The organism is Salipiger pallidus (assembly GCF_014643635.1).
In the GTDB taxonomy this organism is placed as follows: domain Bacteria; phylum Pseudomonadota; class Alphaproteobacteria; order Rhodobacterales; family Rhodobacteraceae; genus Salipiger; species Salipiger pallidus.
This window is the reverse complement of sequence record NZ_BMJV01000003.1, coordinates 23,803-49,123: the sequence shown is the minus strand read 5'-3', so window position 1 is coordinate 49,123 and position 25,321 is coordinate 23,803. Positions and strand designations below refer to the sequence as shown.

25 protein-coding genes are annotated in these 25,321 nt (G+C 65.6%); 15 read left to right on the top strand and 10 right to left on the bottom strand.

Going from position 1 to position 25,321, the window contains the following annotated elements; translation table 11 throughout:
• Positions 1-75: 75 nt before the first annotated feature.
• The 3 genes from IEX41_RS08220 to IEX41_RS08210 all read left to right on the top strand — a co-directional run bounded on the left by IEX41_RS08220 (position 76) and on the right by IEX41_RS08210 (position 2,122).
• Positions 76-1,098, top strand: coding sequence for an aspartate-semialdehyde dehydrogenase (locus tag IEX41_RS08220; protein ID WP_188789767.1), 1,023 nt, complete (start codon positions 76-78; stop codon positions 1,096-1,098).
• Positions 1,099-1,328: 230 nt separating this feature from the next.
• Positions 1,329-1,475: a hypothetical protein gene (locus IEX41_RS08215; RefSeq protein ID WP_188789766.1), complete on the top strand. Its 147-nt coding sequence runs from the start codon at positions 1,329-1,331 to the stop codon at positions 1,473-1,475.
• 338 nt (positions 1,476-1,813) lie between these two features.
• Positions 1,814-2,122, top strand: a complete 309-nt coding sequence (locus IEX41_RS08210) for a hypothetical protein (protein ID WP_188789765.1) — start codon at positions 1,814-1,816, stop codon at positions 2,120-2,122.
• Positions 2,123-2,129: 7 nt separating this feature from the next.
• Here the strand turns inward: IEX41_RS08210 and IEX41_RS08205 are convergent, their stop codons facing one another.
• The gene (locus IEX41_RS08205) at positions 2,130-2,777 is read right to left on the bottom strand and encodes a carbonic anhydrase (protein ID WP_188789764.1); all 648 of its coding nucleotides are present in this window, start codon (positions 2,775-2,777) and stop codon (positions 2,130-2,132) included.
• Positions 2,778-2,942: 165 nt separating this feature from the next.
• Between IEX41_RS08205 and IEX41_RS08200 the strand changes: the two genes are divergently transcribed.
• The 3 genes from IEX41_RS08200 (at position 2,943) to IEX41_RS08190 (ending at position 5,927) form a co-directional block, all read left to right on the top strand.
• A complete protein-coding gene (locus IEX41_RS08200) occupies positions 2,943-3,308 on the top strand; it encodes a hypothetical protein (protein ID WP_188789763.1) in 366 nt (121 codons plus the stop codon).
• A 391-nt stretch (positions 3,309-3,699) separates the two neighbouring features.
• Complete coding sequence (locus IEX41_RS08195; protein WP_188789762.1) at positions 3,700-5,079, top strand: leucyl aminopeptidase family protein; 1,380 nt, start codon at positions 3,700-3,702, stop codon at positions 5,077-5,079.
• The gene (locus IEX41_RS08190; RefSeq protein ID WP_188790114.1) at positions 5,079-5,927 is read left to right on the top strand and encodes a C40 family peptidase; all 849 of its coding nucleotides are present in this window, start codon (positions 5,079-5,081) and stop codon (positions 5,925-5,927) included. Before IEX41_RS08195 ends, IEX41_RS08190 begins: the two co-directional genes overlap by 1 nt.
• Positions 5,928-5,948: 21 nt before the next feature.
• On the opposite strand, the gene IEX41_RS08185 is transcribed toward IEX41_RS08190, so the two are convergent.
• From IEX41_RS08185 to IEX41_RS08170, 4 genes are read right to left on the bottom strand one after another with little or no spacing between them, the layout of a single operon-like run.
• Positions 5,949-7,991: a glutamine amidotransferase gene (locus IEX41_RS08185; RefSeq protein WP_188789761.1), complete on the bottom strand. Its 2,043-nt coding sequence runs from the start codon at positions 7,989-7,991 to the stop codon at positions 5,949-5,951.
• The gene (locus IEX41_RS08180) at positions 7,988-10,792 is read right to left on the bottom strand and encodes a DUF4159 domain-containing protein (RefSeq protein WP_188789760.1); all 2,805 of its coding nucleotides are present in this window, start codon (positions 10,790-10,792) and stop codon (positions 7,988-7,990) included. Before IEX41_RS08180 ends, IEX41_RS08185 begins: the two co-directional genes overlap by 4 nt.
• The gene (locus tag IEX41_RS08175) at positions 10,789-11,667 is read right to left on the bottom strand and encodes a DUF58 domain-containing protein (RefSeq protein ID WP_188789759.1); all 879 of its coding nucleotides are present in this window, start codon (positions 11,665-11,667) and stop codon (positions 10,789-10,791) included. The genes IEX41_RS08180 and IEX41_RS08175 overlap by 4 nt, the downstream gene beginning before the upstream one ends.
• Positions 11,664-12,665 carry an AAA family ATPase gene (locus tag IEX41_RS08170; RefSeq protein WP_188789758.1) on the bottom strand — a complete coding sequence of 334 codons (1,002 nt, stop codon included), beginning with the start codon at positions 12,663-12,665 and terminating at the stop codon, positions 11,664-11,666. Before IEX41_RS08170 ends, IEX41_RS08175 begins: the two co-directional genes overlap by 4 nt.
• 69 nt (positions 12,666-12,734) lie before the next feature.
• Here IEX41_RS08170 and IEX41_RS08165 point away from each other — a divergent pair, with 69 nt between their 5' ends.
• Positions 12,735-13,325, top strand: a complete 591-nt coding sequence (locus IEX41_RS08165; RefSeq protein WP_188789757.1) for a DUF1285 domain-containing protein — start codon at positions 12,735-12,737, stop codon at positions 13,323-13,325.
• A gap of 410 nt (positions 13,326-13,735) precedes the next feature.
• On the opposite strand, the gene IEX41_RS08160 is transcribed toward IEX41_RS08165, so the two are convergent.
• Positions 13,736-14,554, bottom strand: a complete 819-nt coding sequence (locus IEX41_RS08160; protein WP_188789756.1) for a sulfotransferase family protein — start codon at positions 14,552-14,554, stop codon at positions 13,736-13,738.
• Positions 14,555-14,693: 139 nt separating this feature from the next.
• On the opposite strand from IEX41_RS08160, the gene IEX41_RS08155 reads away from it, so the two are divergent.
• A complete protein-coding gene (locus IEX41_RS08155; protein WP_188789755.1) occupies positions 14,694-16,268 on the top strand; it encodes a DUF5928 domain-containing protein in 1,575 nt (524 codons plus the stop codon).
• Positions 16,269-16,343: 75 nt separating this feature from the next.
• The gene (locus IEX41_RS08150) at positions 16,344-16,712 is read left to right on the top strand and encodes a histidine triad nucleotide-binding protein (protein ID WP_188789754.1); all 369 of its coding nucleotides are present in this window, start codon (positions 16,344-16,346) and stop codon (positions 16,710-16,712) included.
• Between the two features lie 210 nt (positions 16,713-16,922).
• On the opposite strand, the gene IEX41_RS08145 is transcribed toward IEX41_RS08150, so the two are convergent.
• On the bottom strand, positions 16,923-17,849 hold the full coding sequence (locus IEX41_RS08145; RefSeq protein WP_188789753.1) for an ABC transporter ATP-binding protein: 927 nt from the start codon (positions 17,847-17,849) through the stop codon (positions 16,923-16,925).
• A gap of 75 nt (positions 17,850-17,924) precedes the next feature.
• Here IEX41_RS08145 and IEX41_RS08140 point away from each other — a divergent pair, with 75 nt between their 5' ends.
• From IEX41_RS08140 to IEX41_RS08120, 5 genes are read left to right on the top strand one after another with little or no spacing between them, the layout of a single operon-like run.
• Entirely contained in the window at positions 17,925-18,122 is a 198-nt protein-coding gene (locus tag IEX41_RS08140) for a zinc-finger domain-containing protein (RefSeq protein ID WP_188789752.1), read from the top strand.
• A gap of 49 nt (positions 18,123-18,171) precedes the next feature.
• Positions 18,172-19,098, top strand: a complete 927-nt coding sequence (locus tag IEX41_RS08135) for an AEC family transporter (protein WP_188789751.1) — start codon at positions 18,172-18,174, stop codon at positions 19,096-19,098.
• Positions 19,095-19,544, top strand: a complete 450-nt coding sequence (locus tag IEX41_RS08130) for a YaiI/YqxD family protein (protein ID WP_188789750.1) — start codon at positions 19,095-19,097, stop codon at positions 19,542-19,544. The genes IEX41_RS08135 and IEX41_RS08130 overlap by 4 nt, the downstream gene beginning before the upstream one ends.
• Positions 19,545-19,549: 5 nt before the next feature.
• On the top strand, positions 19,550-20,167 hold the full coding sequence (locus IEX41_RS08125) for an HAD family hydrolase (protein ID WP_188789749.1): 618 nt from the start codon (positions 19,550-19,552) through the stop codon (positions 20,165-20,167).
• Positions 20,164-21,072 carry an ornithine cyclodeaminase family protein gene (locus tag IEX41_RS08120; RefSeq protein WP_188789748.1) on the top strand — a complete coding sequence of 303 codons (909 nt, stop codon included), beginning with the start codon at positions 20,164-20,166 and terminating at the stop codon, positions 21,070-21,072. The genes IEX41_RS08125 and IEX41_RS08120 overlap by 4 nt, the downstream gene beginning before the upstream one ends.
• A gap of 28 nt (positions 21,073-21,100) precedes the next feature.
• Here IEX41_RS08120 and IEX41_RS08115 read toward each other — a convergent pair whose 3' ends face one another.
• On the bottom strand, positions 21,101-22,342 hold the full coding sequence (locus IEX41_RS08115) for an MFS transporter (protein ID WP_188789747.1): 1,242 nt from the start codon (positions 22,340-22,342) through the stop codon (positions 21,101-21,103).
• Between the two features lie 157 nt (positions 22,343-22,499).
• Between IEX41_RS08115 and zapE the strand changes: the two genes are divergently transcribed.
• A complete protein-coding gene (zapE, locus tag IEX41_RS08110) occupies positions 22,500-23,579 on the top strand; it encodes a cell division protein ZapE (RefSeq protein ID WP_188789746.1) in 1,080 nt (359 codons plus the stop codon).
• Positions 23,580-23,932: 353 nt separating this feature from the next.
• Here zapE and IEX41_RS08105 read toward each other — a convergent pair whose 3' ends face one another.
• Positions 23,933-24,556 carry a LysM peptidoglycan-binding domain-containing protein gene (locus IEX41_RS08105; protein WP_188789745.1) on the bottom strand — a complete coding sequence of 208 codons (624 nt, stop codon included), beginning with the start codon at positions 24,554-24,556 and terminating at the stop codon, positions 23,933-23,935.
• A 10-nt stretch (positions 24,557-24,566) separates the two neighbouring features.
• Positions 24,567-25,136: a rhodanese-like domain-containing protein gene (locus IEX41_RS08100; protein WP_188789744.1), complete on the bottom strand. Its 570-nt coding sequence runs from the start codon at positions 25,134-25,136 to the stop codon at positions 24,567-24,569.
• Between the last annotated feature and the right edge of the window lie 185 nt (positions 25,137-25,321).

The window sequence follows — 25,321 nt, the reverse complement described above, 5'->3', positions numbered from 1 at the left end:
ATGCGGTAAGACCCGCGCCAAACCCGCGCAGAGCACTTGCCCTGCAAGACGGGACATAAATGGAAGGAGAGCCACATGGGCTATAAGGTCGTCGTCGTCGGCGCCACGGGTAACGTGGGCCGTGAAATGCTGAACATCCTCGCAGAGCGTGCGTTCCCGGTGGACGAGATCGCCGTCCTGGCCTCGCGCCGGTCGCTCGGCACTGAGGTGAGCTTCGGGGACAAGACTCTCAAGACCCAGGATCTCGCCGCCTTCGACTTCACCGGCTGGGACATGGCGCTGTTCGCAGTAGGCTCCGAGGCCACCAAGGAATTCGCCCCCAAAGCCGCCAAGGCCGGCTGCGTGGTGATCGACAACAGCTCGCTCTACCGCTACGATCCGGACGTGCCGCTGGTGGTGCCGGAAGTGAACGCCGACGCCGTGATGGGCTACACCAAGAAGAACATCATCGCGAACCCCAACTGCTCGACCGCGCAGATGGTCGTGGCGCTGAAGCCGCTTCATGACCGCGCCAAGATCAAGCGCGTCGTGGTGTCGACCTACCAGTCGGTTTCCGGCTCTGGCAAGGAAGGCATGGACGAGCTCTGGGAGCAGACCAAGTCGGTCTACAACCCGGTGACCGAGGTGCCGCCCAAGAAGTACCCCAAGCAGATCGCCTTCAACGTCATTCCGCACATCGACGTCTTCCTCGACGACGGTTCGACCAAGGAAGAGTGGAAGATGGTCGCCGAGACCAAGAAGATCGTCGATCCGAGCATCAAGGTCACCGCGACCTGCGTGCGCGTTCCGGTCTTCGTCGGCCACGCGGAATCGATCAACATCGAGACCGAGGAATTCCTCGATGAAGACGAGGCCCGCGACATCCTGCGCGAGGCACCCGGCATCATGGTCGTCGACAAGCGCGAAGACGGTGGCTACGTCACCCCGGTGGAATGCGTCGGCGATTTTGCCACCTTCATCAGCCGCATCCGCCAGGATTCGACCATCGAGAACGGCCTGAACCTCTGGTGCGTGTCGGACAACCTGCGCAAGGGCGCGGCCCTGAATGCCGTGCAGATCGCCGAGGTGCTTGGCCAGAAGGCGCTGAAGAAAGGCTGATCCGCTTCAGCGCATCGACGACATCATGCAAAGGGGCCCCATCGCGGGCCCCTTTTCGCATTTCGTGAGGCTGTTTTTACCCGGACGGATAGCCGCGCTGCCCCTCAGATGCCCCCGGTTATCCCTTGGATGCGTAGCGGAGCGGCATACGGCAGGATACAACGGCGACATCAGCGAAGACAGAACGCACAGTCCCCGGCCAGAAGGGCCCACAACATCGGAGCCACGCCATGACCAAAGATCTCGTCACCATCGCCCGCGGGCGCCGCATTGAAGCCCTGACCGCACGCAGCCTTCTGCTGTGCGAGCGCCACGAACGCCCCCAGCGGCTCGAGACCAGCGTGCTTGAAAAGCTGCTGCGCGTTCTAGGGCTCTGAACATGTCAGATTTGCCGCCGCAGGCCCATCCGTAGGGGCCTTCGCACGGGCGCCGGTTCCCGAGCCTTCCACGTCCCCGGGCCTCCAGCTCTCTCGCTCTCTCTTGGGCGCCCGGGTTTCGCGCAAAACCGGCAGACGGCTCGCTGGCCATTGCCCCCTTTCCTGCCCCCCACGGTTGCGATCCCGAACGGCCGCGGGGCGACGGCCACCGGGGCCACACGAGGCCCGCTCAGAGGCGGTGTTGCATCTTTGCTGCGCCCGGAGCCTTTACGATCTCACCGCCAAAATGGTGCCCCCTTGAGATGGCAGGCTGACCGCACCAGGCAAGGAGCACAACAATGCATTTCCAGACCGCCACACCCGAAGACTTCGCAAATTTTGACTCCGAGACCGCGGCACTGCTGCGGCAGGCCCTGCTGCCGATCCTCGAACAGGCACCCGACTGGCCCAGCCTCGCGGCAGGTCTTGCCCGCAAGGGCTATGCGCTGGGATTCCGGATGGGGCACATGGTCATCATGAGCGCAGAAACCGGCGCCATCCTCGGCACCGGTCACGGCTTTGGCGCGCCACTGGCGTCAATTGCACGCCGGATCGGCCGCCCCGTCCTCAGGCTCGGGCGAGACGGCTGCTCGGCCTCGCTGGACTGAGACGGGCTCAGATTCCCGAAAAGCTGCCGGCCTTGGGATCGTAGGTCTCGAGGCTGCCGGTCCCGATCTCGTGCCAGACCCCATGCAGGGACAGCTCCTGTGACTCGACCGCCTGCTTCACGAAGGGGAAGGTCATCAGGTTCTCGAGCGAGGTCAGAATCGCCTGCTGTTCGAGCGCCTTGGGCAGGGCCTCTTCGGGGAGATCCTTCACCTTCTCGTAGCCGGGGCGCAGGATGTCCATCCAGCGGCCGACAAAGCTCGACTTCTCCTCGAGCTCGGGCGCCTTGCCCGAGCACATGTCGAGGCAGCCCTGAACGCCGCCGCAGCTGGAATGGCCCATGATGATGACATGCGCGACCTTGAGCGCGGTCACGGCGTATTCCACCGCCGCCGAGGTGCCGTGCTGGTTGCCGTCCGGCTGGTAGGGCGGCACGAGGTTGGCGATGTTGCGATGGATGAAGAACTCGCCCGTGTCCGCGCCGAAGATCGATGTCACGTGGACCCGGCTGTCACAGCAAGAGATGATCATCGCGCGCGGGTGCTGACCCTCGGACGCAAGCCGTTTGAACCATGCGTGGTTCTCACTGTAGCTGGTGGCCTTCCAGCCATGGAAACGTTGCACGAGATAGTTCGGAAGCGGTTTCGCAGCCTGCATCATGGTCTCCTCGATATCCGGGTTTCGATAGGCAATAGGCCGAATTCGAGCGGAATTCGAGAGAATAAATACCTTCTGTCTAACGTTTTGGGAACTCGGCAGCCTTAGACCGCAACGCCGTGGGGACGTGACGATGGATTGGATGAGGCCGTGGAACAGGTGGCGATGATTACCCCTTTTGAAAAAGCGGGGCTCGATCCCGACAGGCTCGAGGAGCTGTACGCCCAGATGGGGCCACGCGATGGCGAGGACATGCTGTGCCGTGCCATGGAAGAACTGGCCTACAGGCTGGGGCAGGCGGACCGGCTGCATGCGGACCACAACTACGTGGACATGCGCAAATGCACCCGCGCGCTGAGGGCCATCGCCGACCAGATCGGGATGTCCGGACTGGCCCACGTGGCGGGGCACGTGGTGCAGTGCATCGACGATGGCGATGCGGTGGCCCTTTCGGCCACGCTGGCGCGCATGTCACGGATCGGGGAACGGTCACTCTACGCCATATGGGACCTGCAGGACCTGTCACTTTGAATGTTGCGTCCCGGTTCTATGATCGCCCCGCGACGCCTCATCGATCACGAGTTGCGTCGATAGCCACGGAATTCCAGCGGTTCGCCCTGGAAGGTCTGACGCGAGCGGACGGACACTGACGGTTGTCCTGACCTGACCTGACCTGACCTGACCTGACCTGACCTGACCTGAAAGGGCTGGCTGGACGGGGCCGGGCTGACAAGAAGGGCGGTCAGACGGGCCCGTAGAGCTGATCGACCGAAGAGCCCTGAGGAGCGGACCCGAGGGACCAAGCCCTCCAGCGCTCGCGCGACGGCGCAGCCCCTTGCAGGTGGCACTGGCAACGTTAGGTTTCGGGCAACGTTTCACTGCCCGATCCTTTGTGATCCGCATTGCCCCGAAAGGTCCGCCCATGTCGTTCCGCTTTGCCGAACCCGACGCCGATACACTGCCGCTTCACGTCGTTGAAAGCGACGGCGTCGAAGGCTTTCTTGACGCCCACCCCGAAGCCCGCGCCTGGGTCGAGGCTGCCGGTTTCACAGGCGCCATCGGCGACGCGCTGCTGATCCCCGGCACGGCCGGAACGCCCGTGGCTGCGATTGCCGGGTACGGCACCGCCGCAACCCGCCGCCGCACCCGGTTCGCACTGGCCGCCGCCGTGGCACGGCTGGGGCGGCACAGCTATCGCATCGCCTCGGGCCTGCCGGAAAGCGCCGCCGAAGAAGAGGCCCTTGGCTGGCTGCTGTCGGGCTACGCCTTCACCCGCTATGCCGGGACCACTCCGGTGGTGGCCGGGCTGGTCGCCCCCGAAGGGATCGACGCTGCCCGCATCGAGGTCCTGGCCGTCTCCGAAGCGCTGACCCGCGATCTCATCAACACGCCCGCCTCAGACATGGGTCCCGCCGACCTCGAGGCCGCCGCGCGCGAGCTGGCGCAGACCTATTCGGCCAGCATCGAGGTCACCACCGGGGAGACGCTGGAAGCCGAGTTCCCCATGATCCACGCGGTCGGGCGCGCCTCGCCCCGTGCGCCGCGGCTCATCGACCTGCGTTGGGGTGAGGCTGGTCCGACACTGACACTGGTCGGCAAGGGCGTGTGTTTCGACACCGGCGGGCTGAACCTCAAGCCCGGAAGCTCCATGGGGCTGATGAAAAAGGACATGGGGGGCGCGGCAAACGTGCTCGGCCTTGCACGATCAATCATGGCGCTTGGCCTGCCGCTGCGGCTGCGGGTGCTGATCCCAGCGGTCGAGAATTCGGTCTCCGGCAATGCCTTCCGGCCGCAGGACATCCTGACCTCCCGCAAGGGTCTGACCGTCGAGATCAACAACACCGACGCCGAAGGCCGCCTGGTGCTGGCCGACGCGCTGGCGCTGGCGGACGAGGAAACGCCCGACCTCATCATCTCCATGGCCACCCTGACCGGCGCCGCACGGGTGGCGGTGGGCCCAGACCTCGCACCGTTCTACTGCGACGATGACGGCATGGCCGCAGCCCTGCAGGCGGCAGGCTCGGCGCAGGCCGACCCGCTCTGGCGCCTGCCGTTCTGGGACCCTTACGAGGCAAAGATCGAGCCGGGCATCGCCGATCTCGACAACGCGCCGGCGGGGGGGATGGCCGGGTCGATCACCGCCGCGCTGTTCCTGCGCCGCTTCGTGACCGACACCCCGAATTACGTGCATTTTGACATCTATGGCTGGAACCCCAGCCCTGCTCCCGCGCGCACAAAGGGCGGCGCGGCACAGGGGCCGCGCGCCATCCTTGCCGCCCTGCCCGGAGCGCTTGGCCTGTGATGGACGCAAGAGAACGTCCGGCAAATGACAGGGTGGTGACGCGGGCGCTGGCAGAACGTTTCCCCGATCTGCGCCCCGTCGATCCACGCGCTTTCCGGGTAAGCGCTCCGGTTGCCGATCTCGCCATGACCCCGGGCGGGGCGCGTGAACGGCAGCTGCGCTACGGTGCGGTGTTCGATGTGCTTGATGAGCGGGATGGCGCGGTGTTCGGCTATGCTCCGGCCGAGGAGTACGCCGGCTGGCTTGCTGCCGACACCGTCCGGCCTGCCGTGGCCGACGACGAAGCACAGACCATCGTCCTCGCGCGGCAGACCCATGTCTACGGCCTGCCCGACATGAAGACACCGGAACGCCTCGCCCTGCCCCATCTCTCACGGCTTCGCCCCACAGGACAGACGGAGGGCCGCTTTACCGAGACCGAGCTGGGCTGGGTTCCCACCGCGCATCTTGGGGCCGCGACGCAAGACGCAGACCCGGTTGCGGTGGCGGCGCTCTACCTCGGGACGCCGTATCTGTGGGGCGGCAACAGCGCGTTCGGAATCGACTGTTCGGGCCTCGTGCAGGCCGCGCTTGCCGCTTTCGGTCAGCCCTGTCCCGGAGACAGCGATTTGCAGGCCGCGCAGTTGGGAGAGACGCTTGGACCAGATACATCCCCGCAACGCGGTGATCTGCTGTTCTGGCAAGGCCACGTCGCCTGGGTGAGCGGGCCCGACGAGATCCTGCACGCCAACGCCCACCACATGGCCGTCGCCTACGAGGGTCTCGCGGCGGCGGTGGACCGCATCGCCACGCAGGGCGACGGTCCGGTCACGAGGCATGCGCGGCTCCACGAGGTCAAATTCCTTTGAAAGGAATTTGGCCGACCGTGGTCAGCGTCGCCCCTCGCGAAGCCATGCGCCGATGATGAGACCCGCCGCGAGCAGCAGGGTCAGCCAGGCGGGCAGCAGGGGGATCTGACGGATGTCCATTGTCTCGAACGCCTCGCGCGGGGTGATGCCGATCCAGCCCCGCCCCGCCGCCGGCCGCCCGGCAGACACCGCCCGGATCGTCGGCACCCCGTCCTCCAGCCGCAGCACGCCGCCGCGCATGGTGTCGATCACGGGCTCGAGCGCGTCACCGCTCGCAATGGTCTGCTCAAATTCCTTCGGCGCCGCGGGACCGAGGCCGATCACCGCTTCTTCGTCACCTTCCTCAAGACGGTAGAGGCCGATCTCAGGGCCTTCGTAGACCGCTTCGAACCGTCCCGGCGACGCTTCGGACAAGGTGACCTCCTCGGTTTCTCCATCGGGGCGCGTCACCGTGACCGTGCTGACCGAGTCTGACAGGCTGCGCCGGATGATGCGCATGCTCTGGCCGGTGGCCTCGGCCCACAGCGCCTCTTCCTCGAGCTCCGGCTCCTTCATCATCCAGTGGGCCAGCCGGCGCAGCAGGTCGAGCTGCGGCCCCCCACCCTCGTAACCGCGAGACCAGAGCCAAGCCTGATCCGACGCCAGAAGCGCCACGCGGCCCTCCCCCACGCGATCAAGAACCAGCAGCGGGTTGTCGTCGATGCCGGTCATCACGACCTCGGCCTCGGGGCGCGGGTCGACCTCGATCTGGCGCAGCCAGCGCCCCCAGCTTTCGGGATCACCCATGCCTGCGGTCACTGGATGACGTTCACCCAGCTCGGTCACCTGTGGGCGGAAGCCTTCGTCGATGACCCGAGCGGTGGGTTCGGCGGGCATGACCTCGCCAAGGGGCGAGCGGAAGATGGAATCCGCGCTGGCGAAATCGGGCCCCGCCGCGACCAGCACCGCGCCACCGTTCTCAACGTAGTTGCGCACGTTGTCGAGGTAGATGGCCGGCAGAATGCCGCGCCGCTTGTAGCGGTCGAAGATGATGAGGTCGAAATCCTCGATCTTCTCGAGGAACAGCTCGCGGGTCGGGAAGGCGATCAGCGAAAGCTCCGTCACCGGCACCCCGTCCTGCTTTTCCGGCGGACGCAGGATGGTGAAGTGCACCAGATCGACGGAGCTGTCTGATTTCAGAAGGTTGCGCCATGTCCGCCCGCCTGCGTGCGGCTCACCCGAGACCAGCAGCACTCGCAACCGGTCGCGCACGCCGTTGATCTGCACCAGCGCGGCATTGTTGCGGTCGGTCAGCTCGCCCTCGGCCTCGGGGGTCGAGAAGCGGATCACGTTGAGCCCGCCATGGGGCAGTTCTATCGGCAGCTCCACGTCCTGCCCGATGGGCACGGTAAAGCTCTGCGGGTCGGCCCCGTCCACCGAGATGTCGAGATCAGTCTCGGCGACCCCCGGGGCGGCACCCTCGTCCTCGATCCGCAAGGTCAGGGTCACCGGCTCGCCAAGAATGGCGAAGGCCGGTGCGTTGCGGACGATGAGACGGCGATCCCAGTCTTCCTCGCGCCCGGTCAGCAGCAGCTGCATGGGCGCGGGCAGGTTCGGCGCACGGTCCAGATCGTGCAGGCGGCCGTCCGAGACAAGGAACACCCCAGCGATGCGGCCGCGCGGTTCCACGGCCATGGCCGTGGAAAGCGCGGTCATCAGCTGGGTGCCGGTGTCGCCCTCACCATCACCGACCTCGATGCGGCGAACTTCGGTCTCAGGGCGGGCCTGCAGCCTCGCCTCAAGCGTGTCTGCCGCGTCCTGCGTGACGCCAACCCGGTCGCCCAGCCGTTGCGAGGCACTCTGGTCGACGATCATCAGGACGATATCCGACAGCGGCGCGCGGTCTTCTTCCTGGAACGACGGCTGGGTGAGTGCTGCGATCAGCACGACGCCCGCCAAGAACCGCAGCGGCCAGCCGTGCAGGCCCCGCCACAGTGCCAGCGCCACGCCCAAAAGGGCGACAACGCCAAGCGCCCAGATCACGGGCCATGGCAGGAGGGGGTCGAAGACGATCTGTCCGGTCATTGGCCAAGCCTGTCGAGTAGTGCCGGAACATGAACCTGGTCCGACTTGTAGTTGCCGGTCAGCACATGCATCACGAGGTTCACCCCGAAGCGATAGGCGATCTCGCGCTGGCGTTCACCGGCAAAGCCCGAGCCCATGCGCACCAGCGGGTTGCCCCGTTCGTCCACGGCCCAGGCCGCGGCCCAGTCATTGCCACCAATGACCACCGGGGTGACGTTGTCGTTGAGATTGCGGAACGGCATGCCCTCGACCATTTCTGCATCCTGAGGCGACGCCTCGACCCAGACATCGCGGCTGGAGTAGCGGCCGGGGAAGTCCTGCAGCAAATAGAAGGTGCGGGTCAGAACGTGGTCGCCCGGAATCTGCTCGAGCGGGGGGATGTCGAGCGGCGCCGCCAGCTGCTGCAGCTTGCGGCCTTCCGGGCTCGAGGTGCCGAAGCCAGCAACGTCTGCATCGCGGGTGTCGAACAGGATCATCCCGCCCGAGCGCAGGTACTCGTTGAGCTTCACGTAAGCCTCGGCAGATGGGGTGGGCTGGGTTGGGGTGACCGGCCAATAGAGCATCGGGAAAAACGCCAGCTCATCGGTTTCCAGATCGACACCCATGGGCTCTGCCGGCTCGACCGAGGTGCGGAAGAACAGGGTTTCTGACAAGCCACGAAGACCCGCTTGCGCGGTATCATCGATCTGGCGGTCGCCGGTGAGCACATGCGCCAGCGTGACCTCGGACGCAGCAAGGATCGCCGCCGCGTCTCCGCTTGCCTCCTGCTGGGCCGATTGCTGTTCCGACTGCTGCGCGTGTCCCTGGCCCGGGATCGTCAGCAGCGCTAGCGCCAGAATGACCGCAGAAGCACCGGCACGGCTGCCCGAAAGGCGCCCCGACAGCGCGAGGGATGCGATCACGTCCGCCAGCAGCAGCGCGATGGCCCCGGCCAGGAGCCAGCCCGCAAGAGGCGTTTCCTCGGGGCGCGACAGCCCCTCGACCGTGATGCGCTCGGGCCAGGCGGCGGGTTCGAACACCATGCCGTCCGTCACCACGTTGCGCGCGAGGCTGCGATCTTCGCCTTGGTAGAGGCCCGGGCGCAATTCGGAGCCGAGCGGGTCGGCAATCAGACGCTCACCCTCGACCCCCGGCAGGTTGCCCGCATCGAGCACGCGGCCGAAGCCGTCCAACACGCGGATCGGCTGCCACATGGTGCCCTCGAGATCCTCGGCCTCCGGCGCGGCCGGCATCGATGAGATCGCCAACCGCTCCAGCATCTGCACGAAGAGGCCGGACAGCGGCAGGGAGGACCATTCCGCGTTCGCCGTCACATGAAACAAAACCACCTGCCCCTGCCCCACGGATTTGCGGGTGACGAGGGGCGTGCCATCGGTCAGCTGCGCGATGACCCGGCTGGCAAGCGTCGGGTCGGGCTGGGCCATCACTTGGCTGGTGATCGTCACATCCTCGGGAATGGAGAGGCCATAGAAGGGGCTGTCCTCGGTGAAGGGTGCGAGCGATTTCGGCTCGCCCCAGCTCATGGCGCCACCGACGCTGCGCCCCCCGGCGCGCAGCCGCACTGGCATCAGCGGGTCTTCGGTACCGCGGCTGAGATCGCTGGCCGCCACGCGTGGCCCGGCAAAGCGCAGAAGGGTGCCGCCGGTCTCGAGCCATTCGGTCACGCCCTGTTCCTCGTTCGGGGAGAGGGTCGCGACATCGGCCAGCACGATCACATCGGGATTGGCGGGCAGCACTTCGGTCAGGGTGCCCTCCAGCAGGTCCGCCGTGGGTTCGAGCGCGTTCTGAAGGAAATGCAGTGGCGACAGCAGTTCCAACCCCTCGCGGTTCTCGGTCCCGGCCATCAACGCCACCTCACGGCGGCGCAGGCTGTCGTCGGGCAGCGCCACGGCGCCGGCGCTGCGGGCGCCTTCGATCTCGAACCGGGTAAGGCGGGCGCGCAGTTCGGCGGGAAGGCTGAGTTCCAGCCGCGCCTCGGTGGCGGATTGTTCAAAGACCACCGGGTTGCGTACCAGAACCGCCGGGTTGCCCGCGGGATCAAGGCCGTGGCCGGCGATGGACACCTCGGCTTCGGGGCCAGGGCGCAGGCGCTGAAGGCTCAGCACCACGTGGCCATCCTCGTACGTCGGCGGCGCAAGGGCGTAATGGGCGCGCGGGCTTTCGAAAACGGTGACATCGCCCTGCGCCTCGAGCGCCTGAAGCAGCGGCGCGCGGCTATCGCGGGCAAGGCCGTCAGACATCCAATAGCTGTCGAACCCGTCGCCGGGCAGCAGCGCGATGGCGCGCTCCACGAGTGTGTCGTCAGGCGTCCAGGGTTCGGGCTGAAGTCCGGTGAGGCGGCTTTTCAGGACGCCTGCCGCCTGGAACTGTACCGCCTGCGGATCAGTGAGGCGCATCAGTGCCACAGGTCGCCCTTCCCGTTCAGCCCGGGTGAGCAGCGCATCCAGCGCGTCGATCCGCTGCGACCAGTCCGAAGCGCTGGACCAGCTGGCATCCATGACCACCAGAAGCGGGCCAGCCCCGACCTGTTCACCAGTCCGATCGGCCGGGTTCAGCACCGGCCCGGCAAGCCCGAGGATCACCGCCGCAACCGCCAGCATTCGCAGCAGCAAAAGCCACCACGGCGTCCGGTCGGTGACCTGGTCGTCATCCTTCAGCCCAAGCAGCAGCACGACGCCGGGGAACATGCGCCGGATCGGCGCAGGCGGCACTGCCCGCAGGATCACCCAGAGGATCGGCAGGGCCAGAAGGCCCAGCAAGAGCCAGGGGGCAGTGAAGCCGAGGGGGCCTAGCATGGTCATCCGTGGCCTCCGTCCATGGCGCGGTAGAGCCAGAGAAGCGCATTCTGCGCACTGTCACTGGTATGGTGGCACATGTATTGCCATCCCGTTAACCGGGACAAATGGTCAAGTCGCGCCTTCCGCTCGGCCAGCCGTTCAAGATAGCGGCTGCGCAGATCGCCGGCCTTCAGCGTCTCGTACGAGACGGACCCGCCGACACTGTGGAAGACGGTGCGGCCCTTGAAGGGAAAGCTTTCCTCGGTCGGGTCGAGCACCTGAAGCATGACGCCGCGAACGCCGCGGTCGGCGGCCTTGGTCAGGGCCGCCTCGACCTGTGCGAGATCGCCAAGGAAATCAGACACGAAGATCGCCCGCGCGTGGGGGATCATACCCCGCGCCTCAAGCTCGGAATAGTCTTCGGAGCTGTCCTCGGACAGGGCCTCGGCAAGTCGCAGCACCTGCACGTCGCCGCCCCGCGGTGGCAGGGACCAGCCGGTGAACCCCACCCGTTCGCCGCCCCGGATCAGCAGGATCGACGCAGCAAGCGAGATCAGCCGGGCACGGTCGCCCTTGGTTGGCAGATCCTGATGGGACGAAAACCGCATGGAGGCTCCGGTATCGACCCAGAGCATGACCGATTGTGCGATCTGCCATTCGCGTTCGCGCACGAACTGGTCGTCCCCGCGCGCTGAACGGCGCCAGTCGATGCTGCGCACGGAGTCTCCGGGACGGACCGGGCGGTATTGCCAGAAATCATCCCCCGTGCCCGCGCGCCGCCGCCCGTGGTCGCCCAGAAGCATGGTGCCCGCAAGATGCTGGGCCCGGGCAAGAAGCGCGGGAAACCGGCTGGCCTCGACCTGCGCATCGCGCCGAAGAAGGGTGACGCGCTCGTTCAAGCCGCTGCCTCGGAGCGCATGAGCCCCGCCGCGACGTCGTCGATGAGGGCCCCCAGATCTTCGCCCCGGGCGCGGGCCGAGAAGGTCAGCGCCATGCGGTGCACCAGCACCGGGCGGGCCATGTCGATGACATCCGCCGGCGACGGCGCCAGCCGCCCCTGAAGCAGCGCGCGGGCGCGCACGGTCAGCATCAATGCCTGCGCCGCGCGGGGACCGGGACCCCACGCCACGGTGTCGCGCACGCGGTCCGATGCGGAGGGCTCGGCGGGGCGGAAGGCGCGCACGAGATCGAGGATCATCTCGACCACCGCATCGCCCACGGGCATGCGCCGCAGAAGAGTCTGCGCCGCCATCAGCGTGGCGGGATCGAAGACGGCATGCGCCTCGGCCTCTTCAGTGCCGGTGGTGGCAAGAAGGATGTCCCTTTCCGTCTGCCGGTCCGGATAGGCCACGTCGATCTGCACGAGAAACCGGTCAAGCTGCGCTTCGGGAAGCGGGTAGGTGCCTTCCTGTTCGATAGGGTTCTGCGTTGCCAGCACATGGAACGGCTTGTCGAGCACACGCGTTTCCCCTGCGACCGTCACTGCCTTTTCCTGCATGGCCTGCAGCAGGGCGGACTGGGTCCGGGGGGAGGCACGGTTGATCTCGTCCGCCATCAGCAGCTGGCAGAAGATCGGACCCTGAATGAACTTGAAGGCCCGCCCGCCATCGGCAGCGGTTTCCAGCACTTCGGAACCGAGGATGTCGGCGGGCATGAGATCGGGAGTGAACTGGATGCGATTGCCATCAAGACCCATCACCGTCGAGAGGGTTTCCACGAGCCGGGTCTTGCCCAGCCCCGGCACCCCGATCAGCAGGGCATGGCCGCCACACAAAAGCGCGGCGAGGGTCAGTTCGACCACCCGCTGCTGCCCGATAAAGCGGCTGTTGATGGCGCGCTTGGCCTCTGCCAGCTTTTCCTCGAGCGCTTCGATCTCGGCAACCAGATCTTCGGCCATGGCACGGCTCCCTTGCAATCCCTTGTTCACTCTTTGACTGTATCGCGGAGTTCCGAAATGACAAAAGCAATGAAGACACAAGATTCCGTTACACCCTCTGCCGACGGGCTGGCTGCCTCTGCACGCGCCATTAAGGGCCGTGGCATACCCCCCGTCCATTCGTGGAATCCGCCCTTCTGCGGCGATCTCGACATGCGTATCGCGCGTGACGGGACGTGGTTCTACCTTGGAACGCCCATCGGGCGTTTCGAACTGGTCCGTCTGTTTTCGTCGATCCTGCGCAAGGATGGGGACGACTACTTCCTTGTCACTCCGGTGGAAAAGGTCGGCATCACCGTAGAGGACGCGCCCTTCGTCGCCACCGACTTCACCGTCACCGGGGAGGGCGAGGCACAGGTGCTGACCTTCACCACTCACGTGGGCGACGATGCCATCGCCGGCCCCGAGCATCCGATTCGTGTTGTCCGCGACCCGGACACGGGTGAGCCGTCCCCTTACGTGCTTGTCCGCCACAATCTCGAGGCGCTGATCGACCGCAAGAGCTTCTATCGGCTGGTGGAACTGTGCAGCCACCACGAACACGAGGGGCAAAGCTGGTTCGGGATCTGGTCGTCGCGTGAGTTCTTCCCGGTGATCCCCTCCGACCAGCTGGCAGAGTAGGCTTCGGTCGGCTGGCAAGCGTCGGACGCAGTCAGTATCCCTGCCATCATCGCGGGTGGCGCGGGCCGGGCCAAGTGGTGCATCGTTCCGGACAGGCGGGAACGAGATCTGTTTGCCAGCCCGGGGAGCCCGAGCATGACCGTTGGCCAGCAGCCGCCCACCGTGGGTCTTTCATCGGTCCTACATCTGCCTCTAAGCCTGCCTTTACCAATGCTGGCATGGCTGACCCGGACTGTGGCCTGGTCCGCGCGGGGATGATGGCGCTGGGCGCCCTGGTCAACGGCCTGCATAGGGTGCTGACAGGCGACGGACGCGCCGTGCTGAGCTAGGCGATGAGGGCAATGGTGATCGGGCTGCCAACCCCGCTCTACCTTGGTGCCGCGATCTGCACACTACGAAGGGCCTGAAGTTTAGTCTCCCAGCTTCGCATGAACCTCGTCGAGGTCGATCTCGCCCACCGGCAACTTGTTGGCGGGGTTCTCGAAATCATAGCGGAATAGCTCGAAGTCACGCTTGTAGATCTCGTAGACCAGATGCATCGAGAGATCGTCGAAGTAGTCCTCGACAGGATGCAGCCGCTTCGGCCCGTGTCCTTCGGATTCATTGAAGCGGGGAATCGCTTCAAGATCAACGGGATGCGGGGTATCAATCTTGTCCAGCACCGAACTCATGCCCTCGTTGAAGCGCTCGGTCCAGAAGATGTTGTCATATCGCCCGCCGTTGACGATGAAGGTGGACACGTGGCCCGACACCGCCGACCAGTGGATGTCCGGGTCCATGGGACGCCGCCAGCGGATAGTGTCGCGCACGAACAGCAGGAAACGGCGGAAGCTGCGGATCTGGTCGAAGTCGCCCGTGCCATCGCTGCCGCCCACCTCGATGCCGTATTTCTGTGTCAGCAGCGGCACGAGGTTGCCCCGGTAGCGCTTGCCGTTGCGCTGGATGCCGCAGATCTTGTCGAAGAAGCTCGACAGCACACGTGTGTAGGGGTTGCGCACACAGGTAAACGCATAGGCGCTGCCCATCTTCACATTGGCGCGGATCACGCTCTGGCTGTCATCGCGGGCCCATTTGTGCAGCCCGGTCTTCGCGTCATGGATATCGCCGTCGAAGAAGGTGCCATGGTCGGAATAATACATGATCTGGCCAATGGTCGAGCAGGCGCATTTCGGCACCACCCGGTAGATCATGCTCTCGCTTTCGGTCATCCAGGTGCCGGGGAATCCCATGGTCTCTCGCCTCCGCTGTGCGCTCCTGTCTCGGGCCGGGCGCCTGCGGGGCAAAAAAGCAGAAGAAGCCGGTTTCTTCAACGCCCGTAGACCTCTATCACCTATGCCAGTCGGGCAAGTTTGGGGTAGAGTTTCGGGCATGGCCAAGATCGCCTTCATTCTTTTGTGCCACAAGGACCCTGACGCCGTCATCAAGCAGGCACAGCGTCTGACCGCCGCTGGCGATTGCATGGCCATCCATTTCGATGCAAACGCCCCCCGCGCGGAGTTCGAGAGCATCCGCGCCGCGCTGTCGGACAACCCCAACGTCACCTTCGCCCGCCGCCTGCGCTGCGGCTGGGGGGAATGGAGCCTCGTGCAGGCCACGCTCAACGCGGTTCGGGCCGCGGCAGACGCGTTCCCCCGCGCCACGCATTTCTACATGCTGTCGGGCGACTGCATGGCGATCAAGTCGGCGCAATACGCCCATACTTTCCTAGACCGCCGCGATGCCGACTACATCGAGAGCTTCGATTACTTCAAATCCGACTGGATCAAGACCGGCTGGAAGGACGAGCGGCTGATCTACCGCCACTGGTTCAATGAACGCACGCAGAAGAAACGCTTCTACGCGATGTTCAACCTTCAGAAGCGCCTTGGCCTGACCCGCGACATCCCCGCCGACATCGAGGTGATGATCGGCTCGCAATGGTGGTGCCTGAGGCGGCGCACCGTGGAATGGATCCTAGATTTCTGCAAGCAGCGCCCGGACGTGCTGCGGTTCTTCCGGACCACTTGGATCCCCGACGAGACGTTCTTCCAGACCCTCGTGCGCCACCTCGTGCCAGAACAGGAAATCGAGAGCCGCACGCTCACCTTCCTGCTGTTCACCGATTACGGCATGCCAGCGGTGTTCCACAACGACCACTACGATCTGCTGCTAAGCCAGGATTACCTCTTTGCCCGCAAGATCAGCCCCGACGCGCGCGACCTGAAACGCCGGCTCGGGCTGCTTTATGCCGCCGAAGGCGTGCGGTTCGAGATCTCGAACGAGGGACGGTCGCTGTTCACCTTCCTCACTGCCAAGGGCCGCATCGGCCGCCGCTTTGCCCCGCGTTTCTGGGAAACCGAAAGCTCGCTGGGCCGCGACCGCGAGCTGCTGATCCTGGTCTGCAAGAAATGGAACGTGGCGAGGCGGCTGGTTCAGCGCACCCGCGAGGTCACCGACGTCCCCTGCATTGAGTACCTGTTCAACGAAGCCAGCTGCGAGCTTCCGGATCTGGGCGGCATCCAGTCCACCGTGGAGAAGCGCCATCGCCACCGCCGGGCGCTGATGCGCATGCTCTACGAATATTACGACAGCAACCGTCTGCTGATCTGCCTCGACCCGGCAAACCTCGATTTGATCGAGGATTTCTGCCGCGACCGCTCGGTCTCGCGCGTTCTCGAAGTGGAATGCCAATACACCGACGACGACCTCGTGGGACATGCCCTGCGGGTCGGGCTGGCCGGGGAGAGCACCCCGAAGCCTGCCATCGAACGGCTGCTGCCGACGATCCGTAACGACATGGTGCTGGAAAGCGACCAGCTGCGCGACGCGGAGCTCGAACACCACCTGCGCATCCGCCAGGTCGACAGCCCCGAGCTCAATGCCCGCGCCCTCGGCGCCTTTCTGTCGGTGTCCGAAGACAAGGCGCGTGAGCTGGCAACGGCGGACCACCTCTTCGCCGACTGACCGCCGCCCCCCTTGCACCACGGCGCCGATTGCGCCTTTGATGCCGCCAAACCACCCGAACACGGAAAGCCTCCGATGCCCTACAGCTATGACGACCAGAACATCTTCGCCAAGATCCTGCGCGGCGAGATCCCGAACGACACCGTCCTCGAGACCGAGCACAGCCTTGCCTTCCGCGATATCCAGCCGCAGGCGCCGGTCCACATCCTGGTGATCCCGCGCGGCGCCTACGTCAACTACGACGACTTCGCCACCAACGCGACCGACGCCGAAATCCTCGACTACACCCGCGCCATCTCGAAGGTTTGCGAGATCGCGGGCGTGGATCCGGACGGTTTCCGCATGATCTCGAACGCGGGCGAGAATGGCGTTCAGGAAGTGCCACACCTGCACGTTCATATCCTGGGCGGTCGCCCCCTCGGCCGCATGCTCGCCAAGGCCTGATGGCGCCCGCGTCTTCTTCTGTTTGAAAATACGCAGATTGGACGCCCCTACCCGGCGCAGCGCCAATATGGCGCGGCAAGGGGGCGTTCCCCGTACCGTCCGCGCCGGCAGAGCCATGCGGAGAAATACCGCGCCCCCTGCGCCCCAGGCATGAAAACAAACAGGCGGGGCATCACACCCCGCCTGTTTCACGTGCAGCAAACGGTCAGCTCAGGCCGCCGGGCGCGACCGCGTGAGCTCCAGGAACACATCCTCGAGGTCGGCCTGTTCGGTCCTCACGTCGCGGATACGGATGCCAGCACCATGCAGCAGCGCCAGCACATCCTCTGCCGAGGTCTCGCCGGCATTGTAGCTCAGCGCGATCAGGCCGCCATCGCGCATCTCGGAGCTGATGCCGGCGGCCTGCGGCAACTCCATCGGGGGCGCTTCGGGGGTGATCACCATGGTCTTGGCATCAAGCTGGCCCAGCAGGTTCGACGTGCTGTCCCGCGCCACCACCGCGCCCTGGTTGATGATGGCGATCTCGTCGCACATCTCTTCGGCTTCCTCGAGATAGTGGGTGGTCAGGATGATGGTCATCCCACGCTCACGGTTCAGCTTGCGGACGTTCTTCCACAGCATCTGGCGCAACTCGATGTCCACGCCCGCCGTAGGCTCGTCGAGCACAAGGATATGCGGGTGATGCACCAGCGCCTTGCCCAGCAAAAGCCGCCGCCGCATGCCGCCCGACAGGGTCCGCGCATAGGCGTCCGCCTTGTCCTCGAGGCCGATCATGCGCAGGATCTCGTCGCTGCGGCGCTCGGCCTTGGGCACGCCGTAAAGCCCCGCCTGCACCTCGAGCGCGCCGCGCGGGGTGAAGAACGGATCAAGGTTCAGCTCCTGCGGCATCACGCCGATGGCGGCGCGGGACTGGCGCGGGTTGCGGTCCTGGTCCCAGCCCCAGATGTCCACCTTGCCCGAGGTCTTGAGAACCAGCCCCGCAAGGATGTTGATCAGCGTCGACTTGCCAGCACCGTTCGGCCCCAGCAGGCCGAAGATAGACCCGGTGGGGATCGAAAGATCCACGCCCTTGAGGGCTTCCTTGCCGCCTGCGTACGTCTTGCGCAGACCTTCGATACGGATCGCGTCGCCAGTCATCCCCAGCCTTGCTCCTGCCAATTTATTCGCTCATAACGCAGTTAGTGCAGGTCTCACCAAAAGGAAACCGCAGCCATGGCCACGCAAGCTCCCGAAACCAAGATCGTCGACAGCTACCGCGTCTCCTGTGACGGCGGCGAAGGGGCGCTCGGCCACCCTCGCGTCTGGCTGTCGATCCCGATCGAGACAGGCTTCGTGGAATGCGGCTACTGCGACGCGAAATTCGTGCACCGCGATTTCGAAGACACGCTCGCCGCCGCCGACAAGGCCTAAGCCACCCGCAACAAGGGCGGCAACCGCGCCCGAGACATGACCGGGTGACATGCTTGCCATCTTCCTGAAGACCCTGCCGTTCTTTGCGCTCATCGGGCTTGGATACGGCGCCGCACGCATCCGGTTCTTCTCCGAGACCGCCACCGCGGCACTCACCCGCTTCGTCTTCTACTTCGCCCTTTCGGCGATGCTCTTCCGCTTTTCCGCGAGCCTGACCATCGGGCAGATCTTTGACGCGCAGTTGGCGGGCGGCTACCTCTTCGGCTCGCTCGCGCTTTATGCCATCGCCAGCGCCGTGGCGCTGCTGCGAGGCACGGACATGCAGACCGCCGCAATCGAGGCGCAATGCGCGGTGATCGGCAACACTGGCTTCCTAGGCGTGCCGATGCTGGCACTGCTGTTCGGCGAGGCTGCCATCGGGCCGATCATCCTGATGCTGACCATTGACCTCATTGTCTTTGCCTCGCTGCTGGTCATCATCATCAGCGGCAGCCGAGAAGGGCGCATGTCGCTGCGCATCTTTGCCAGCATCGGCAACGGGCTGATCCGCAACCCGATGATCGTGTCGATCTCGGCCGGACTGCTGGTTTCGGCGCTCAAGCTGCCCCTCCCCGGCCCCGCGTCGGAGTTCCTTCAGATGCTGGGCAACGCCGCCACGCCCTGCGCGCTCTTTGCCATCGGCGCGTCGCTGGCCAGCAAGTCGGCGGAGCGGGTCGCCATCGCCGGCTGGCTCAGCGTGGCAAAGCTGGTGCTGCATCCGCTGCTGGTGGGGATCGGGGTCTACCTTGTCTTCCCGGTCGATCCTTTCGTGGCCTCCGTCGCCGTGGCCACCGCCGCCCTGCCGGTTGCGGGCAATGTCTACATGCTGGCAAGCCATTACGGCATCGCGCCCCACCGGGTGTCCGCCACGATCCTGCTCTCGACCCTGTTCAGCATCGTCACCCTCAGCCTCATCATCGGGATGGTCCAGCAATGAGCCTTTACATCGACGCCGACGCCTGCCCCGTTAAGGTCGAGGCGGAACGGGTCGCGACCCGCCACAAGGTGCAGATGTTCGTGGTCTCGAACGGCGGGCTGCGCCCGTCGCAGAACCCGCTGGTGGAAACCGTGATCGTCCCCGACGGCCCCGACGTGGCCGACATGTGGATCGCCGAGCGCTGTGGCCCCGGCGACGTTGTGGTGACCGGGGACATCCCGCTGGCCGCGAAATGCATCGAGGCCGGCGCCCGCGTGCTGCGCCACAACGGCGAGGTCTTCACCGCCGCCAACATCGGCCAGCAGCTGGCGATGCGGGACCTCATGGCAGACTTGCGCGCCGCGAACCCGCTGGGCGCAGGCGGCGGCGGCAAGGCCTTTACAAAGGCAGACCGGTCCCGTTTCCTCAACGTGCTGGAACGCGAAATCAGGGCGACGAAGGGTTAGGGATCATGGGCATAGAGGCTGTCATCTTCGACATCGGCAATGTCCTCATCCGCTGGCAACCCGAACTGTATTACGATGCCGTCATCGGTGAGGACCGCCGCCGCGCCATGTTCGAGGCGGTCGACCTGCACGCTATGAACGAACGCATCGACGCGGGCGAGGATTTCCGCACCACAGTCGAGGATTGCGCCGCCGCCAACCCGGCCTTCGCCTCCGAAATCATGCACTGGCACGACAACTGGGTGCAGCTGGCCGCGCCAGCCATCGACGGGTCGGTGACTCTCCTGCGGGCGCTCCGGGAACGCGATGTGCCGGTGTTCTTCCTGTCCAACATTGGTGAAGGCCCCCTGCGGCAAGGGCAGGAGATCTATCCCTTCCTCGCCGAATACGACCGCGCCTACATCTCCGGCGCGATGAAGGCGATCAAGCCCTTTGAGGACATCTATCGCATGGTCGAGGACGATTGCGGCCTCGCGCCGGAAACGCTGCTTTTCGCCGACGACCGCGCCGACAACATCGCCACCGCCGCCGCGCGCGGCTGGCAGACCCATCTTTTCACCACGCCCGAGGGCTGGGCCGCCTGCCTTGCCGCGCATGGGCTGCTGCCCGAGGACATCCTGTGACCGAACCCGCCTTCATCCCATTCGCCGCCGAAAGCCGCCTGAGCTGGGACGGGCTGTGCGACGCCTTCGAAGCAGGCCACCGGATGCCCAAGGCCGAGATCGTGGACAGTTTCCTCTATCGCGGCAAGGACACGCTTCTGAACCGCGCCGCCTGGATCGACGGGCTGGGGCTTGCGGTGAAGTCCGCCACGGTGTTTCCGGGCAACCCCGCTCAGGGCGTCGGCATGGTGAACGGCGGGCTAAGCCTCTACGATGACAGCCACGGCCTGCTCGAGGCGGTGGTGGATTTCCACCTCGTCACCAAGTGGAAGACCGCCGGGGACAGCCTGTTCGCCGCGCGTAAACTGGCGCGCCAAGACAGCCGCGAGATCCTCATCGTCGGGGCGGGACACGTGGGCAAATCGCTGTTCGAGGCCTATTCCGCCGGCTTCCCCGGCGCACGGTTCAAGGTCTGGAACCGGACCCTGTCGAAGGCCGAGGCGATGGCCGAAGAGCTGGGCATCGACGTGGCCCCAGATCTTGCCGCCGCCGTGCCACAGGCAGACATCATCACCTGCGCCACCATGTCCAGCGACCCAGTGCTGAACGGCGACTGGCTGCGCCCGGGCCAGCATTTGGATCTCATCGGTGCCTACCGCCCCGACATGCGCGAGGCGGACGACACCGCACTGCAACGCTCGCGGGTCTTCGTCGACAGCTACGACACCACGCTCGAGCATATCGGAGAGCTCAAGATCCCGCTGGCCTCGGGGGCCATAACGCGCGACCATGTGCTGGCGGACCACTACACGCCCGACGCCTTCCGGCGCGGCTCGGATGACGAGATCACGCTGTTCAAGAATGGCGGCGGCGCCCATCTCGACCTGATGACCAGCCGCTACATCCACGAGTGCTGGACGGCCTGAGATCCGGCGAGGGCCGTCCCGGCCGGGATCAGGCGGCGGCGGCCACCGGGGCACGGTTCTCGCGGATCGGCAGGTGGATGACAGCCGATAGCGCGCCCACACCAACGCCGATCCACCATACCATCGTGTAATCGCCGGTGATGTCGTACATCTTGCCGCCCAGCCAGACGCCGAGGAAGCCTCCGATCTGGTGCGACAGGAAGACGATGCCGTAAAGCGTGCCCATGTAGCGCAGCCCGTAGATATGCGCGACGAGACCCGAGGTCAGAGGCACCGTGGCCAACCAAAGCGATCCCATCACCGCCGAGAAGATGAGCACCGAGGCGGGCGTGATCGGCAGCATGATGAAGGCCGCCGCCGCGACGGTGCGGGCCACATAAATCCCTGCCAGCAGGTACTTGCGCGGCCAGCGCTTGCCGGCCCAGCCGGCGGTCAACGTGCCAACGATGTTGGCAAGCCCTATGACCCCGATGGAAACCGCGCCGAGCGCCGAGGTGGTGGTGATGCCCAGCCCGTGCAGGATGCCACCCGCAAGGATCGGGCCGCACATCTCGGTCACGAAAGCGGGGAAGTGTGCGGTGACGAAGGCCAGCTGGTAACCGCAGGAGAAGAAACCGATGAAGATCATTGCGAAGGTCGGATCCTTGCCCGCCCGCACGAGGATCTGGCCAAGGCTTTCTTCGAGCTCGGCGCGGGACGCGGGCGGGGTCGGCGCGCGCATCAGCGGCAACGCGAGAAGCATCCCAAGGATCAATGCCGCGAAAAGCAGAAAGACGCTCTGCCAGCTCATGAGGCTCAGCATGAACTCGGCGAACGGCGCGCCGATGACCTGCCCCGCGCTGCCCGCCGCCGTGGCAATGGCCAGCGACATGGAGCGGTTCTCGTCCGAGGCGGCGCGGCCCACCACAGCAAGGATGACGCCGAAGCCCGTGCCTGCAATGCCGAAGCCCACCAGCACCTCGTAGGCCTGCATCGCCCCCGGCGACTGGGCGCCCGCGCTCAGCACAAGGCCTACCGCGTAGACCAGCCCGCCAAGGACGATCGCCTTGCGGTCGCCCACCTTCTCGGCCATGGCGCCGAACAGTGGCTGGCCGATCCCCCAGAACAGGTTCTGCAGCGCAATGGCGAGGCTGAACTCGGCCCGGGGCCAGCCGAATTCCTCGGCGATGGGGATCTGGAACACCCCGAAACTGGCGCGCACGGCAAAGGACACGAGGATGATGAAACAGCCCACCAGCAGGACAGGAGTAAACAGGGTTGTCTTTTGCATGGGCGGGCTCCTTTCGTATCGCGATCAGGCTTATCGCTGCAGCGCGGCGCGTCAACGCAAGAAATGTGATGGTTACAATCGCTTCGCGTGATGCGGGCGGTGATGTTCGCGCAAACGGGGCCTACCCAAAGCCGGTGGCGCGGGCTATCTCGGCCCCATGACCACGCTCATGGATCTCTATGATCGGCGCATCGCCGAAGGCCGCCTCAAGCGCGACCCCGCCCAGCTCGAGGCCCTGCCCGAGCTTGAACGCATCCGCGCCGAGCTTGCCAACCCGCCGCCCCCGCAGAAGACCGGGTTCTTCCGCAAGCCCAAGCCGCCAGAGCCGCCCAAGGGCCTCTATCTCTGGGGTGGGGTCGGGCGCGGCAAGTCCATGCTCATGGACCTCTTTGTTGAAAGCCTCGACGTGCCTGTGCGCCGGGTGCACTTCCACGCCTTCATGCAGGAAATCCAGTCGGAACTGCACGAACTGCGTCAGCAGGGCGTCGAAGACCCCGTAAAGCCCATGGCCAAAAAGGTCAGCGACGCGGTGAAGGTGCTCGCCTTCGACGAGATGCAGATCACCGACATCGCCGACGCCATGCTGGTGGGCCGCCTTTTCGAGCAACTGTTCGCCGCCGGGACGGTGGTGGTGACCACGTCGAACCGGGTGCCGGACGATCTTTACAAGGACGGGCTGAACCGGCAGCTTTTCCTGCCCTTCATCGCGATGATCAAGGACCGGCTGGTGGTGCGTGAACTGGCCTCCGACCGCGATCACCGGCAGGACCGGCTGAAGGGCGCGAAGGTCTATTTCACCCCCGCCAACGCCGAGGCCCGCGCCGAGATCGACCGCATCTGGACCGAGCTGACCCATGGCGAGGATGAAAGCCTCACGATCACCGTCAAGGGCCGCAAGATCGAACTGCCGCGCTACAAGAACGCCATGGCGCGGGTGTCGTTCTACGATCTTTGCGGCCAGATGCTTGGCCCGGCGGATTACCTTGCCATCGCCGACGCGCTGCGGCTTCTGGTGCTGGAAAACCTTCCACGGCTGGGGCGCACCAACTTCAACGAGGCCAAGCGTTTCGTGACACTTGTGGATGCGCTTTACGAGGCAAAGGTGCGCCTGATCGTCAGCGCGGCGGACGAGCCGGAAAGCCTTTATATCGAAGGCACCGGCGCCTTTGAGTTCGAACGCACCGCCAGCCGCCTGCGCGAGATGCAGGATGCGGACTGGGGCAACGACCCCGCCTGAGCCGAAGGCGCGCAGGCCCCTGACCTGGCGGCGTGCAAGAAGAAGGGCCCCTTTCGGGGCCCTCCAAGGCTGCTCGGTTTGCTGTTGCCTGTTATCCCGAGAGATCCGTCAGGGCCCTGTCAGCCCCTTGTCCGGATCGCGGTATCAGACGGGACTGCAAGCATCCTGCGCGCCCGATCCGACCATCTTTTCCCTGTTCTTTTCCCGTTGCGGTGCCGTCCTGTCCCTGCAGCGTCTGCACCACTCTTTCCAATCCTAGGCACATGGTAAACGCCGCGTCAACATATTGTGATGGGGTCAAGTGATATGATGTCCACTTTTTCAAACTACCACCAAGTGTGGTATGTCTGTGCCTATTGCCGCGGCAAGCTCAGCCTCTGGCCGGCCTTCAGGTCATCGGGGCGCTGAAGCAGCTGCTGGTTGGCGGCAAACAGCGGGCCGCTCATGTTGATGTCGCCATAGATCTTCTTGGCAATCCCGGCGAGGCTGTCTCCGGGCTGGACCTCGTAGGTTTCCGGGGCAACCTTGGATGCCGCCTGCCCGCTAAGGGAACGCTGGACAATGGTGTGAAGAAGGCTTCCAGGCAGGCCCGGCGCGGCGGACCGGCCCGCTGCCTCGTTGAGCCGCGCCATGGTCGCCCAGGTCATCTGCCGCAGGGCATCGTCATCAAGATCGCCCCGCGGCGAAAGGACCGGGGATGCCTCTGGCAAGACGGTCGGCGGCACGGGCTCCGGCTCCGGCGTGGCGGCGAGGGCCTGTGCGACGATCCGGTCGACATCGGACGGCATGGCCTCGGGTGTCACGGGCGCGGTGTCGCGAGCCTCGGGCGTGCCGACGGTTTCGGACAGCAGGCTCGCGCGGGTCACCTCGGGCGCCCTGCCCTCCGATCCACGCCGTTCGGTATAACCTGACTGGACCACCAGCAGCGCCGCGGTCACCCCGAGGAACGCCAGCGACAAGAGTACCATCCGGATCATGCGCGCGCCCTCACTGTCCTGCCGAGACGCTGAGCCCAAGCGCCTGCCACGCAGCCAGTCCGCCGCGATAGTAGCGCAGCCGTGCGGCGGGATACCCTGCCTCGAGCAACGCGCGCAGCCCCTCCCCCGCTTCGGGGCCATCGGCACCACCGGCGAACAGCACCAGCTCGAACGCCCCCGAGAAATCGCTCCCCCGCGCGCCGAGCGCCGACAACAGGTCACTGCGATAGGGGTTGGAGCCCTGAAGCGTCGGTTCGGGCACGTTCACCGCACCCGGCAGGGTTCCGGCAGCGTAGGCGCCCGGCAACCGGGTGTCGAGCAGCAGGCCGGTGCCGTTCGTCACGGCCCCCTCGAGAAACGCCAGAACTTCGAGCTCACCGATGGTGGCGATGCCCTCGGCGGCGATCATGGGCTGAATGCAGGCCGGGGGACAAGCGGCACCGTCACGGCTGATGGTCGATGTCTCACCCGCGATGGCAACCGTGGCCGATGTGATGCCAGAGCTGATGCGAGTGGGATCAGCGGCGATGGCGGTTGCCGATAGGCACGTCAGCGCGGCGAGGCCTGCACCCTTGATCATTTGCTCGCCCTCACACTCATACCTCGGGCGCCTCGCGCCCGCATCCTGCTACAGCCCGGAAAACCGATCCGAACGGGCCAAGATATAGGGCCAAGGCACGGATTCAGTCAATATCGAGGGCTGATGCGCAGAAGTGCTGCCAAGAGAGTTGCCATGCAGGCGGGGCGGGAGGGGGCAGGCAGGAG

Coding starts and splice junctions, on each gene's coding strand:
- IEX41_RS08115 (WP_188789747.1), bottom strand. CDS start 22,342: ATGCAAAAGACAACCCTGTTTACTCCTGTCCTGCTGGTGGGCTGTTTC.
- IEX41_RS08205 (WP_188789764.1), bottom strand. CDS start 2,777: ATGCAGGCTGCGAAACCGCTTCCGAACTATCTCGTGCAACGTTTCCAT.
- IEX41_RS08200 (WP_188789763.1), top strand. CDS start 2,943: ATGATTACCCCTTTTGAAAAAGCGGGGCTCGATCCCGACAGGCTCGAG.
- IEX41_RS08185 (WP_188789761.1), bottom strand. CDS start 7,991: ATGACCGGACAGATCGTCTTCGACCCCCTCCTGCCATGGCCCGTGATC.
- zapE (WP_188789746.1), top strand. CDS start 22,500: ATGACCACGCTCATGGATCTCTATGATCGGCGCATCGCCGAAGGCCGC.
- IEX41_RS08215 (WP_188789766.1), top strand. CDS start 1,329: ATGACCAAAGATCTCGTCACCATCGCCCGCGGGCGCCGCATTGAAGCC.
- IEX41_RS08150 (WP_188789754.1), top strand. CDS start 16,344: ATGCCCTACAGCTATGACGACCAGAACATCTTCGCCAAGATCCTGCGC.
- IEX41_RS08140 (WP_188789752.1), top strand. CDS start 17,925: ATGGCCACGCAAGCTCCCGAAACCAAGATCGTCGACAGCTACCGCGTC.
- IEX41_RS08105 (WP_188789745.1), bottom strand. CDS start 24,556: ATGATCCGGATGGTACTCTTGTCGCTGGCGTTCCTCGGGGTGACCGCG.
- IEX41_RS08170 (WP_188789758.1), bottom strand. CDS start 12,665: ATGGCCGAAGATCTGGTTGCCGAGATCGAAGCGCTCGAGGAAAAGCTG.
- IEX41_RS08100 (WP_188789744.1), bottom strand. CDS start 25,136: ATGATCAAGGGTGCAGGCCTCGCCGCGCTGACGTGCCTATCGGCAACC.
- IEX41_RS08160 (WP_188789756.1), bottom strand. CDS start 14,554: ATGGGATTCCCCGGCACCTGGATGACCGAAAGCGAGAGCATGATCTAC.
- IEX41_RS08165 (WP_188789757.1), top strand. CDS start 12,735: ATGAAGACACAAGATTCCGTTACACCCTCTGCCGACGGGCTGGCTGCC.
- IEX41_RS08145 (WP_188789753.1), bottom strand. CDS start 17,849: ATGACTGGCGACGCGATCCGTATCGAAGGTCTGCGCAAGACGTACGCA.
- IEX41_RS08125 (WP_188789749.1), top strand. CDS start 19,550: ATGGGCATAGAGGCTGTCATCTTCGACATCGGCAATGTCCTCATCCGC.
- IEX41_RS08155 (WP_188789755.1), top strand. CDS start 14,694: ATGGCCAAGATCGCCTTCATTCTTTTGTGCCACAAGGACCCTGACGCC.
- IEX41_RS08210 (WP_188789765.1), top strand. CDS start 1,814: ATGCATTTCCAGACCGCCACACCCGAAGACTTCGCAAATTTTGACTCC.
- IEX41_RS08195 (WP_188789762.1), top strand. CDS start 3,700: ATGTCGTTCCGCTTTGCCGAACCCGACGCCGATACACTGCCGCTTCAC.
- IEX41_RS08220 (WP_188789767.1), top strand. CDS start 76: ATGGGCTATAAGGTCGTCGTCGTCGGCGCCACGGGTAACGTGGGCCGT.
- IEX41_RS08135 (WP_188789751.1), top strand. CDS start 18,172: ATGCTTGCCATCTTCCTGAAGACCCTGCCGTTCTTTGCGCTCATCGGG.
- IEX41_RS08180 (WP_188789760.1), bottom strand. CDS start 10,792: ATGACCATGCTAGGCCCCCTCGGCTTCACTGCCCCCTGGCTCTTGCTG.
- IEX41_RS08130 (WP_188789750.1), top strand. CDS start 19,095: ATGAGCCTTTACATCGACGCCGACGCCTGCCCCGTTAAGGTCGAGGCG.
- IEX41_RS08190 (WP_188790114.1), top strand. CDS start 5,079: ATGGACGCAAGAGAACGTCCGGCAAATGACAGGGTGGTGACGCGGGCG.